Below are 12,430 nucleotides of genomic sequence, written 5' to 3' on the forward strand. Positions count from 1 at the left end.
TCTGATAAGTTCAGGACGCAGCTCAAAGGCCATTGTTCAAATGAACATTCTTGCTTCTTCTCAGCTCCCGAAGCTCTCTGGAAAGAATGGTTTCATTCTACTTTTCCTTTTCAATGCTTTTCATATATAACACGTATTTTACAATTAAAATACAGAAAAATCAAACTTTTTATAAAAGAAAACAGGAAATAAATAATCCCTTCCGAATATATACATGTTTAAAGAAAGGAGCGATCTCATTGAATCAAAAACAATTAAGCGCAATTAATAAGCAAAGTTGGAACGCTGCTGCCTATGAGGCGTGGACCAATCGGCACGGTACACCCAAGGAATATGCAAAGAAATTATTACAAGATCCAGCCCATGAAGTATCCTATTACTTACCTTACATAGAGAATATACAGGAAAAACGCATCATAAATTTACTTGGTTCGAAAGGAAATAAAGCTGTGGCATTCGCATTATTAGGTGCTGACGTAACAGTTGTAGATATTTCTGAAAGCAATGCCAAATATGCAAATGAGCTAGCGGATGCTGCAGGAACCTCTATTACATATATTGTTTCTGATGTACTAGACATTTCTTCTTCCAAAACATTCGATGTTGTTTTATTAGAGCTAGGTGTACTCCACTATTTTTTAGATCTTAAGCCACTCTTTAAATTAATCGCTGGGCTGCTAAAAGACGGTGGCACTTTCATACTTCGGGATTATCATCCTCTCTATACAAAGTTAGTAGCGATAGATCATGAAATGTTCCAGGCAAACGGGAATTATTTTTATGAAGAGATTATTGAAGATAACGTTGCTTATAGCAGTCTACTGGATAAAACGCAGCGAGATCTACTACCAAAAACGAAGATTCGTCGCTGGACGTTAGGAGAAATTATTACAGAGATTGCTAAAGCAAACTTACGCATTGAAGAACTTATTGAGGAACGTGGTCCACACCAGCGCTGGGTCTTTCCCGCTTCTGCACCAGAAGAAATAGAAAAACGCATCCCAGGGCTATACACATTAATCGCTACAACATAAAGTGAAACTTTTCATCAGTCCTCACTAATCGGGCTTTTATGGAAAAGAATGGCCAAATGAGTGATCATGATCCGGTGCTTGCACAGATTTATTTAAAGAAAGCTTCATAAGAAGAAAATAAAATGCACCTGCCATTATACAGAAGGGTGCATTTGTTTATTTTCATGTTCGTTTGATACAATAAATTTTATTTGTGACGGAGTAAAGATGTACGTTTGTAAAAATAAAACTTGAGAACATTAGGAATCTATGGTATTATCACAAACGTACCACTTGACCGAAATATCCATTTAGTCATTTTCAGGAGGTGAAAACGTGGCAATTGATCGAAAACGAGCAATTATTGAAGTGGCAACAAAGTCTTTTTCTGCATTTGGTTATAAAGCAACAACAATGGATCAAGTTGCAAAGCTTGCCAATGTTGGAAAAGGGACAATTTATACGTTTTTCAAAAATAAGGAAGAACTGTTTGGTGAAATCATTTCCGATCTAATTGCAGAAATGAAGCAAGTAGCAGAAATGGCAATTGATTCAAATGTACCATTTTTTGAAAACGTACATCGTTCTTTATATCGTATTTTAGAGTTTCGAAAAGATCATCAACTCATGATTAAGCTTATTCAAGAAGAGCGAGATATGGGGACAAAAGAAGTGCAAGATGTGATGAGAAAATTGGATTCCACAATTATTACGTTTATTAAATCGCGTCTTGAAGTTGCAATTGCAAAAGGTGAGATTACAGAATGTGATCCAGAAATTACAGCATTTATTATGCTTCGTTTATATGTATCGCTCATTTTTGATTGGGAAAAACATCATGAACCGTTAGAAAAAGAGCATATCGCTGAACTTTTTGAATTATATTTATTAAAAGGATTGTCGAAATGAGATAATCCTCTTATTATCATAAAATATGACTAATTGAACGTTTCGGTCATTGGTTAGCAAAGGGAAAATTGCAAGAAAATAGCAACATATACGAGAAGATGAATTGGTCGTTATTTTCTTCTTTTTTTTGCAAAAATTGACCAATCGAGCAAAGCAGTCAATTATTTAAAAAAGGAGGAGTAAACAATGCGAGGATTGAAACTGCTTGGAAAAGAGTTTGCTACGATTATGACAAGCAAAAAAATCTTAATTCCAATTATTGCAGTCTTATTTATTCCAGTATTGTACGCTGGTATGTTCTTATGGGCGTTTTGGGATCCATATGACCAATTAGATGATTTACCAGTTGCAGTTGTAAACCTTGATAAAGGTGTAGTGTATAACGGAAAACCGGTTGAAGCCGGTAAGGAACTTGTTGATAATTTGAAAGAAAATACAGGCTTCAAATGGGAGTTTGTCAGCGAGAAAACAGCAAAAAAAGGAATGGACGATCGTAAATACTACATGACGATCCGCATTCCAAAAGACTTCTCTGAAAATACAACAACATTGTTGGATGCAAACCCTAAAAAATCAAAACTAGAGTTCATTCCAAATGAAAGCTTAAACTTCTTATCTTCACAAATTGGTGGATCAGCTATTGAAAAAATCAAAGGTGAAGTATCAGCTTCAGTAACAAAAACATATGCTGAGACAATGTTTGATTCATTAAAAGATGTTTCTAAAGGCTTTGCTGATGGAAGTGAGGGCGCTGGTAAGATTCATGATGGAACAGGTGAGTTAAAGGATGGGTCTGGAAAAGTAACAGATGGATTAAATACTTTAAATAGTAAGACTGGTGAAATGCAAACTGGAGTTGGAAAATTATTAGATGGTTCCCAGAAAATTTCAGGAGGATTAGGTCAATTTGTAGATCCAAAAGGAGACTTCCAAGGCGGTCTAGGAAGATTAACAAACGGTTCTAAACAGTTAGCAGATGGGCTTGTTCAATTTCAAGAAGGACAAGGAAAGTTAGCTGGTGGAGCAAAAGAAATTCAAAAAGGTATTAATGATTTACATGGTGGTTTAGAAAAATCATCAGCTGGCGTTCAAGAAATGCAAAAGAAATTGCCAGAGTTAACAAAAGGAACTGAAGGTCTTAGCGCAGGTGCTTCTGAGTTAGCGCAGGGTGCAACAAATTGGCAGCAAAAAGCAAATGAGTTAAGTGGTGGCGCTGAGAAAACAGCAAAAGGCGCTCAAGGCGTTGCGGACGGTTTAGTTGCTTTAAATGAACAAATCAAAAATCTACCTGATGGTGAAGCGAAACAAAAATTACAAGCAACTGTTCAACAATTAGAAGCAGGTAGCAAAGATGTGGCAGCAGGTACAAAACAAGTTTCACAAGGTGTGAAAGGACTTGCTGGAAAAACAGATGAAATTCAAGGCGGTGCTACAAAACTTGCCGGTGGCGCAAATGCTATTCATGCTGGTCAGGTAGCGCTTCAAAACGGTGTTGATCAATTACAAAATGGTCAACAGCAACTTGTTGCCGGTGCCGGTAAATTAGCAGAAGGTCAACAGTCATTTGTAACGAATTTCCAAGTATTTGGTGAGAAATTAGGAGAAGCATCAAAAGGTGCAAGTGATTTAAATAGCGGTTTAAATCAACTGTCTAGTAAAGCAACAGCAGGCTTAGGTCAATTATCTACAGGAGCAAACCAATTGTCAGGTGGCTTAGGTGAATTATCTTCTGGTTCGAAACAAATGGCAGATGGTGTTAACCAACTAGCAGATGGCTCTGGTAAGGTGACAGAGGGTCTTGGTAAGGTAAATGACGGTTCAAAAGAACTCGCAACAAAACTTGGCGAAGGCGCTGAGAAAACAAGTGAAACAAAAGGTGACGAGAACAAATATGACATGTTCGCGAGTCCTGTGAAAGTGGAAACTGAGAAAGTGACAGAGGTTCCAAACTACGGAACAGGATTTACGCCGTACTTCTTATCTCTTGGTTTATTCGTTGGGGCACTCTTATTATCTATCGTGTTCCCATTACGCGAAACAGTTGGTATACCGAAATCAGGATTTAGCTGGTTTGTTAGTAAGTTTGGTGTACTACTTGCCGTTGGTGTGATTCAAGCACTTGTGGCAGACGCAGTGTTACTGCTTGGGTTAGGTGTTGAAGTACAAAGTGTTCCATACTTCATATTGTTTAGTATTATTACAAGCTTATCGTTTATTGCGTTAGTTCAATTTTTAGTAACGACTTTCAGCGATGCAGGACGTTTTATTGCGATCTTGACATTGATTTTACAATTAACAACAAGTGCGGGTACATTCCCACTTGAGTTAATTCCAAAACCGCTGCAAATCTTTAACGCATGGTTCCCGATGACATATTCTGTATCAGGATATAAAGCGGTTATTTCAAGTGGAGACTACAGCTTTATGTGGCAAAACGCAGGCATTTTAATGATGTTCATCGTTCTGTTATCACTTGGAACAATTGGTACATTAACTTGGATGCATAAGCGTCAATATGGGAAATTTACGGAAGCAGATTAAATGAAAGAAGCTGTCCCAAAAGGTCGTTGAATAACGACCTTTTGGAGACAGCTTTTCTTACTTTTATATGGATATTAACTATCTAATTTGAGAGTTATTATGGTGATTTTGGTCTATCCTAGCGGCTCTTTGATTACTTATTGTTGCCCATTTCCGTTAGCGGGATCATGCAAAAAAGGATCCCTTCACGGATAGGATCCTTTTTGCATGCTTAACGCATATAAGTTGAGGTTGGAGATTACCATAATTCTGTAGAATAGGACACAAGGTATTTCAACATTTTGTCTCTGACTTACGCAGTCAAAAGGGGTATGACCAACATAACGAAGAGTAACGTTTAGTTGATACTGATAATCGTTATCAACTAATTAGAAGTATACATGATGTATCCTAAAAAGACAATAGGAATCTCACATTTTTTATTAGCTAGCTTCTTAAAGCTTTCGGTACATATACACAATATGGCTCGCTCTCTAAATAATCACCGGTTATCGCATATGCTCTTGAGCGAGAACCACCACACACATAACGGTATTCACACTTCCCACATTTTCCTTTATAGCTATCTGGATTACGTAATGCTTGAAAAATTGGAGAATCACGATAAATATCTCGTAAACGCTTTTCTCTCACATTCCCAGCTTGAATCGGTAGTAACCCGCTTGGATATACATCACCAATATGCGAAATGAAAACAAAGCCGTTACCGTCATTGACTCCTTTTGGCGCTCGTCCTAAACCATCAATTTTTCCAGTTAACCCATTTTGCAGCGCATCTTCATAACACATTCTTTGCTTGCTTTTACCTTCCTTATTCTTTTGCTGCATCACAACGCGGCGATAATGCTGAGCAGCTGTCGTCTTTATATCAAATGAAGCCCTTTTTCCTATTTCATATAATTTACGAAATACAAGTTCATGTTCTACTGGTGAAATCATATCCTCTACACTTCCCCTTCCAGTTGGAACAAGGAAAAACACGCTCCATAGTACACCACCTAACTTTTCAACAAGCGCCGCCATCTCCTCTACTTCATGAACATTGTACTTAGAAATAGTTGTATTGATTTGGACAGGAATCTGTAACTCATTTAAATACTGAATCGCATCCATCGTAAGCTGAAAAGACCCTGCCACACCGCGAAAACGATCATGTGTCTCAGCTGTAGCACCATCGATACTAAAGGCCCAGCGTGCAAGTCCAACCCCTTTTGCTTTTTGTATTGCCTCTTTCGTCACATTTGGAGTCGCACTAGGCGTCATCGAAACGCGTAGTCCTTTTTGCACTGCATAATTTGCTAGCTCATAAATATCTTCTCTCATAAGCGGGTCCCCGCCTGAAAAAACTAGCATCGGCTGATTCATTTCATATATTTCATCAATTAATCTCTTCCCCTCAAGAAAAGTTAATTCTCTCGGATCTCTCCTATACTGCGCTTCAGCCCGGCAATGCAGACATTTTAATTCACAAGCTCGTGTAACTTCCCATATCACGATAAAAGGATTTTCATCATAGTTCATTTTCAATCTTGCTCCTTCCTACATACTTATAATCAGTATAGGAAAGATTCTAAAAAAACACTGTGAGCTATTTCACTGCATCTTTATCTTATTTCCTTTATAATGAGAATGGATATCATTAATATTAGGAGTGTTGTGCATGTCGCAAGCGTTCGAAGAAAAATTATATGCCAATTTAGAGGCTGTTATCGATCCTGAATTAGGTGTAGATATTATTAATCTTGGTTTAGTATATGATGTGACAGCAGATGAAAATAATAATGCTGTTATTACAATGACGATGACTTCTATCGGTTGTCCAATGGCTGGGCAGATCGTATCGGATGTCAAAAAAGTATTATCAACAAATGTACCCGAAGTAAATGAAATAGAGGTCCATGTGGTTTGGAATCCACCTTGGTCAAAAGAGCGTATGTCACGTATGGCAAAAATCGCTCTCGGTATTCGCGATTAAATAACAAAGAAAGACCTGACAACCAAGTCAGGTCTTTTTTCATCTTATTTCACACCAACTGCGTCATAAGCTTTCGTTACAGCTTGTACTTCTTTAGAGTTTTGACCATATAAGTCTGTCGCAGATTGAAGTGCAGCTTGGCGCATCATTTTAAAGTTAGAGTTTGCAGTTAAATATTTTGTAAGAGCGCGGTAGTAAATTTTTTCTGTTGCTTCACGGCCTACGCCATTTACTTTCACACCATAATGCGTGCCACCTTCAGATACTAAATATGCGGCTTTGTTATTAATACTACTGTTAATATGCACGCCGCCATTATCAGCTTTTCCAGTGTAGCGTTTGCTGTAATGATCTGGGTAACCTTCACCAGGTTTTAATGGGTTCGGAATAGATGCTGGATCTTTCAGAGAACGAAGCGCATCCCCTTCAACACCAGGTGTATAAATATCAGCACCTAAATCCCAGCTTTTCTTCTCAACCATTACACCCATAATATCAGATAATGATTCATTTAATGCTCCTGACTCATCTTTGTAAACAAGATTCGCCGTATGCTCTGTTACAGCATGTGTTAGCTCATGTCCAATAACGTCTAAACCTGCAGATAATGGAATGAATGTTTTTCCATCCCCATCTCCATACATCATTTGTACACCGTTCCAAGCTGCGTTATTCCACCCTTCACCTACGTGAACAGTAGAAATCAGCCTCGCACCTTTATTATCGAAAGAATTACGGTTAAATGTCTTTTTATAATAATCGTATACTTTTCCTGCATTTACATGTGCGTCAACAGCCGCTTTATCTTCAAAGAATTTTGATTTACTTTCTACTTCTTCACCTGTATATCCAAGCCATTGTGAGAAGAGATTAAACCAGTTCTCATCCATATTTTGTGCATCAAACGTATGAACACCATTTCCACGTTTTCCATCAAACAAGTTAAATGCTCCTGTTTTTTCATCTTGAGCAATTTCAAATGATTGCTTGTTTCCTAAAACGCCATAGCCAAAACCAGTAATATGGTCGATTGCATTATATTTCTCAATGATATTTCCATTTGTTGCATCAACAAAGTAATGCCAGTATCCTGGTGCTGGTTTTGAAATAGACGCTTTAACAAGGTATGCAAGATAGTATTGTCCATCTTTTTCATACACATATAAATCTTTTTTCACACCATCATATTTATCTACTTTGCCAATTTCTTTCTCAATATCAGCCTTTGCAACTTCTACCGCCTTCTCATCAGTAATGCTAGCTGCAGCTGGAATATTTTTATCTTCTAAATTCGGGATAACTTGCCCGAAGAACGCCTTTACGTTATTGTCTTTATCAAGCGTGACTGTTTGATCTGATCCATATACAGGAACATTATTATGTTTCTCAATTAACTTCACATGTGTTGTACCCGATTCAGCGTCCTTTTCTTCCCCTACAATATTAAAATGTTTGTCAATATTTCCTGCTAATTTAAACATATCCTTCTTACTCTCTAAATACTGAAATACTGTTTCTTTTTTATCTAATCCTTGCGGTGCTTTCCATTCCTCACCTATGTAAGCCGGTGTTTTAAATTCTTGGTGATACTGAATTTGCTGCTCTGCCGCTTGTGTTTTTGTTGCTCCAAATGCACCAAAACCCCCAACGATAACGGATAAAGCTAATGCTGATGAAACGACTTGCTTTTTCAATCTAACACTCCCCATTCCCCAAAAATTTTTGACACTCTTATACATTTCGAGAAAAGGAAAATATCTCCTATTAAAAAATATTGAGAAACTTTTTTTACAATTCCATCCAAAAATCCCCGTTTTAAATTCACAAAACATTCCCATTATATTACACTTAAAAATATCTACATATAAAAAATAAAGATAAAATTGCATAGCCTTCTTAACTAGAATCATATTTTATCTTTGAAAGGTGGTGATATAATGTTACCGCAAATTATTATGTATTCCTTCTGTCCGATAACATTATTAGCGACTTTCCTCCTTTTCATAAAACTACAGCAAAAAGCAATCTTATATTTTCTACCTACTATCGTTTCAACAATATTAGGCGTTCTCTGCTATGCTCAGTTTTTATTCACTAACGGGCTAAATGAATTTGTTCTCGCTATTTTCTTTATAGGTACAGCATTAGCACATCTATTTTTCATTCTAATCTTAAAATTATTCAGGATGTTTCTTATGAAGAATTAAAAAAGTGCAAAAGAAATAGCGCATGAAAAATAATGCGCTATCTCTTTTTATCATTTTAACCGAAAGACCCCCACCTCTAAACGAAGTGAAGGTGGGAGTAGTTCAATCATAGTGTCTCTTATTGCTTTTTCATCTCAATCGCTAAATAATGCGATTGTTCTGTTGCTTGAATACGAATATCTTCTTCAACTACTTCTGCTGCATCGCGCATTACAAGTGTCTCACCATTTACAACACCGCTTCCTTCAATTTGCACAAGATAAACTTGACGATCTTCGCTAACAGGGAAAGTGATTTCTTTTCCTGCTTCTAAAGATAGTGAATATAAATTTGCGTCTTGATGAATTTCAATTGGTGCACCACCATCAATTGGAGATACCATATGGAACCAATTGTTTTCACGTTTATTCCAATCAAACTTGAACTCGCCGTAGTTTGGTGTGTGCCCTGCGCGGTCTGGTAAAATCCAAATTTGTAATAGGCGTAATGTCTCATTCCCTAAATTATGTTCACTATGAAAAACACCTGTACCAGCGCTCATATATTGTACATGTCCACGCTCAATTGTACCGCGGTTCCCCATGCTATCTTGATGTGTTAATGCACCATCTACAACGTAAGAAATAATCTCCATATCACGGTGCGGATGCATATCAAATCCTGTTTGCGTTGCTACTAAATCATCATTAATAACGCGAAGCGCCCCAAATCTCATATTATCTGGATTATAATAATCTGCGAATGAAAAATGAAAATGTGTATTTAACCAACCGTGATTTGCTCTTCCCATATTTTTATGATCAACTTTTTTAAACATATCCTTCACCTCATATTATCTCGAATTCGAGATATTTATTTAAAATTTTTTATTGTAACTTTCGAAGTAATTCTAGTAGTTGTTTTTGTTCATTACGATTTAACTTATCAAATTGTTCTGCTTGAAACGTCTCTTGCGGTGGAACAACCTCTTCATACAAAACTCTGCCCTTTTCAGTTAACGAAAGGTATTTCGTAGTACCTTCCTGTTCTCGCTTAATCCAATCAAGCTGCTCCATTTTATTTAAAAGCTGCGTGATGTTCCCTTTTGTAACAAATAGCTTTCGCCCGAGTTCTTGCTGTGTTAATCGATCGTGCCCACCAATTTGGGCTAGAACATCAAACTGGGCAGCAGATAAACTCCATTCTTTCAAATGTTGATTTGTCTCACGAATGCTTTTGTTATAAAAGCGTGATAAACGAAACCATAACAATAATCCTAATCTTTCTTCTGTTTTCATTCCATCACCTCGCCTACTTGATATCTTTAGTTTAGAACTAAACTTTAAAAATGTCAATCACTTTATTTTAGTAAGTAACAAACAAAAGAATATTCAATTTCTCTCACTATGCCTTAGTTTAAGTTTCTTCTTATATATTCATTCATTTTACGTTCTGCAAATGCTCGGGCATCCTTTTCAATCCAACGTGCTTCATACGCTTCTTTTCCAATGTATAATACATTTTTCTCATGTTGCATTGAATGCCTGAATTCATGTAGTAATGTTTTGAGCACTTGCTCATACTGTTCCCACATACAAACAAAAATCATTTGTCTTTCTTTATGATAAAAACCGCTTAAAGGAAATAAAAATTCTTCTTCCTCTTCTCCTAAGTTTACAAGCACATTATTTGTATCACACGTATCGCAAAAAATAACTGGAATTTCGCGTTTCTCAATAAGTGAAAATATATCATTTTTCACCCGCTGAATATCCCACGGAAACTCTGAGTCCAGCACATACCAATTTCCAGCTTGCTGATATACGTTTTGAAACTGGAGTTCCATTGCCCTCCATTCTCCTTTCTATATTCCCTTTTTCTATATGTATGCCACCATATAGGAAAAATAAACACATATTGCAATACAACATTACATCTATATAAATCCATTTTGATTTTTCAACATATAAGTCGCTGCTTTGAAGAACAAAAGGTGACCCCTACTTGTTTTCTCTCTTTGTTTTTACTTGGCATGGGGCAGGAAAAGGATCTGACCGCTTCTATGCATGGCTAGATGCTCTCTCCCACCTAAAAAGAAGGGTTTTATCTCGTTTTTCAATTTGTATTTATATAGTTCAAAAATAATGTTTGTAAATGGTTGATTTATATCAATTACTAGATTATAATAATTATAAATTAATAAAAGATATAATAACTCAAAAGGAGATTGATCATATGAACACACAAGTAATCGAAGTATTAAACAAACAGGTAGCAGACTGGAACGTATTATTTACAAAACTACACAATTTCCATTGGTATGTAAAAGGACCTCAATTCTTTACATTACATGAGAAATTCGAACAATTTTACACAGAAGCAGCTGGACACATCGATGAAATTGCAGAACGCATTTTAGCAATTGGTGGCAAACCAGTAGCGACAATGAAAGAATACTTAGAACGATCTTCTGTTCAAGAAGCGGCTTACGGAGAGACTGCAGAAGGGATGGTCGAAGCAATTATGAAAGACTACCAAATGATGCTAGGCGAACTGAAAAAAGGTATGGAAATCGCGCAGGGTGCTGACGACGAAACGACATCTGACTTACTACTTGGCATCTACACAGAACTAGAAAAACACGCTTGGATGCTACGTGCGTTCTTGAATCAATAATACTATTAAAAGCGCAAGAGGCTCGCTCAGAACAGGAGGGCGTTGGAACTCCTGATTCAGAGGCGCTTTTCGCCTCAGATAAAGGAGTGAAACGACCGACTGTTCTAGCCGCTGGAGCTGGATAATATTAAAAGCGCAAGCAGCTCGGTCAATAAATCCCCTCAATTCACTTGAGGGGATTTATTATTATATCGATATATCTCAACCGTTTTTATGTTAAAATATAGAAAATAGCCTTCTAATAGTTACGTCTAGACAATACTTTTCCAAATTCATCATTTAGGTACTATCACTATCAAATGACGGGAGTGGTTCAGTTGAAAGACTATTTGATTCGAGTATTTTTCGCTTCATTAGCTGTTGGAATTACTTTCATGATAGCCAATATTTTAGGCATAAACGTAGATGTAGGAAGCTATCCTTTCCTTATCTGTATCGCGATACTTGGTGGTTGGGGTGGCTGGCATTTATATAAGAAATCTATGAAAGACAAATCTAAAGGCATTCCGAAATGAACGGAATGCCTCTTTTTATTCATCTTATTATGATAACTGCTTCCACTTATTCCCCATAACAGGTCTCTTATAGTTTTTCATGTGGAGCAATAATTCTTCTGCATTATCCGCCGAAACAATTAACTCTTTATTCGATGGATTCATAAACCCTTCTTCTGCCGCGCGATCGATCATTTGCAAAATTGGACTATAAAAATCTTTAATATTTAATAATCCAACTGGCTTGTCATGAATCCCAATTTGTGACCAACATACAACCTCAAATAACTCTTCAAATGTTCCGTAGCCACCTGGTAACGCAATAAATGCATCCGCAAGCTCTCCCATTTTTGCTTTGCGCTCATGCATTGTTTCTACTTCAATTAGTTCTGTTAATCCTTTATGAACAATCTCTCCGCGAAATAAACCACGAGGCATAACACCAGTGACACGTCCGCCTAAGCGCAACACTTCATTGGCTACTTCCCCCATTAAACCAACACATGAACCACCGTATACTAGTTCACAATTATTTTGGACAAGCACTTCTCCAAGCTTAATTGCTTGCTCTTTAAATTCCGGTCTTTCTCCTAAATTAGAGCCTGCAAACACACAAATCTTTCTCATACCTACACC

The 12,430-nt window shown here is 37.0% G+C and carries 12 protein-coding genes and 1 other annotated feature (1 of these 13 running past the window's edge); of the genes, 6 read left to right on the forward strand and 6 right to left on the reverse strand.

The window, feature by feature from the left end; translation table 11 throughout:
* Positions 1–123 (reverse strand) — a binding site (T-box leader) (it extends 151 nt beyond the left edge of the window).
* A gap of 116 nt (positions 124–239) precedes the next feature.
* The 3 genes from JDS96_RS05285 (at position 240) to JDS96_RS05295 (ending at position 4,463) form a co-directional block, all read left to right on the forward strand.
* A complete protein-coding gene (locus JDS96_RS05285) occupies positions 240–1,034 on the forward strand; it encodes a class I SAM-dependent methyltransferase (RefSeq protein WP_199666299.1) in 795 nt (264 codons plus the stop codon).
* 315 nt (positions 1,035–1,349) lie between these two features.
* Positions 1,350–1,922: a TetR/AcrR family transcriptional regulator gene (locus tag JDS96_RS05290; protein ID WP_199666300.1), complete on the forward strand. Its 573-nt coding sequence runs from the start codon at positions 1,350–1,352 to the stop codon at positions 1,920–1,922.
* 186 nt (positions 1,923–2,108) lie between these two features.
* The gene (locus JDS96_RS05295; RefSeq protein WP_199666301.1) at positions 2,109–4,463 is read left to right on the forward strand and encodes a YhgE/Pip domain-containing protein; all 2,355 of its coding nucleotides are present in this window, start codon (positions 2,109–2,111) and stop codon (positions 4,461–4,463) included.
* 426 nt (positions 4,464–4,889) lie between these two features.
* Here JDS96_RS05295 and JDS96_RS05300 read toward each other — a convergent pair whose 3' ends face one another.
* On the reverse strand, positions 4,890–5,984 hold the full coding sequence (locus tag JDS96_RS05300) for a TIGR04053 family radical SAM/SPASM domain-containing protein (protein ID WP_018782752.1): 1,095 nt from the start codon (positions 5,982–5,984) through the stop codon (positions 4,890–4,892).
* A gap of 139 nt (positions 5,985–6,123) precedes the next feature.
* On the opposite strand from JDS96_RS05300, the gene JDS96_RS05305 reads away from it, so the two are divergent.
* On the forward strand, positions 6,124–6,438 hold the full coding sequence (locus tag JDS96_RS05305; protein WP_199666302.1) for a metal-sulfur cluster assembly factor: 315 nt from the start codon (positions 6,124–6,126) through the stop codon (positions 6,436–6,438).
* Between the two features lie 44 nt (positions 6,439–6,482).
* Here JDS96_RS05305 and JDS96_RS05310 read toward each other — a convergent pair whose 3' ends face one another.
* From JDS96_RS05310 to JDS96_RS05325, 4 genes are all read right to left on the reverse strand, one after another.
* Positions 6,483–8,132: a M4 family metallopeptidase gene (locus JDS96_RS05310; RefSeq protein WP_199666303.1), complete on the reverse strand. Its 1,650-nt coding sequence runs from the start codon at positions 8,130–8,132 to the stop codon at positions 6,483–6,485.
* Between the two features lie 631 nt (positions 8,133–8,763).
* The gene (locus JDS96_RS05315) at positions 8,764–9,462 is read right to left on the reverse strand and encodes a pirin family protein (RefSeq protein WP_018765058.1); all 699 of its coding nucleotides are present in this window, start codon (positions 9,460–9,462) and stop codon (positions 8,764–8,766) included.
* Positions 9,463–9,511: 49 nt separating this feature from the next.
* Positions 9,512–9,922, reverse strand: a complete 411-nt coding sequence (locus JDS96_RS05320) for a MarR family winged helix-turn-helix transcriptional regulator (RefSeq protein ID WP_018765059.1) — start codon at positions 9,920–9,922, stop codon at positions 9,512–9,514.
* 113 nt (positions 9,923–10,035) lie between these two features.
* Positions 10,036–10,470 carry a DUF3920 family protein gene (locus JDS96_RS05325; protein ID WP_097795010.1) on the reverse strand — a complete coding sequence of 145 codons (435 nt, stop codon included), beginning with the start codon at positions 10,468–10,470 and terminating at the stop codon, positions 10,036–10,038.
* Between the two features lie 389 nt (positions 10,471–10,859).
* On the opposite strand from JDS96_RS05325, the gene JDS96_RS05330 reads away from it, so the two are divergent.
* Positions 10,860–11,300, forward strand: a complete 441-nt coding sequence (locus JDS96_RS05330) for a Dps family protein (RefSeq protein WP_018765061.1) — start codon at positions 10,860–10,862, stop codon at positions 11,298–11,300.
* Between the two features lie 317 nt (positions 11,301–11,617).
* A complete protein-coding gene (locus JDS96_RS05335) occupies positions 11,618–11,815 on the forward strand; it encodes a hypothetical protein (protein WP_018765062.1) in 198 nt (65 codons plus the stop codon).
* A gap of 27 nt (positions 11,816–11,842) precedes the next feature.
* On the opposite strand, the gene JDS96_RS05340 is transcribed toward JDS96_RS05335, so the two are convergent.
* Positions 11,843–12,421 carry an LOG family protein gene (locus JDS96_RS05340; protein WP_033671782.1) on the reverse strand — a complete coding sequence of 193 codons (579 nt, stop codon included), beginning with the start codon at positions 12,419–12,421 and terminating at the stop codon, positions 11,843–11,845.
* Between the last annotated feature and the right edge of the window lie 9 nt (positions 12,422–12,430).

This window comes from Bacillus cereus group sp. N21 (genome assembly GCF_016483395.1).
Lineage (GTDB): Bacteria > Bacillota > Bacilli > Bacillales > Bacillaceae_G > Bacillus_A > Bacillus_A pseudomycoides.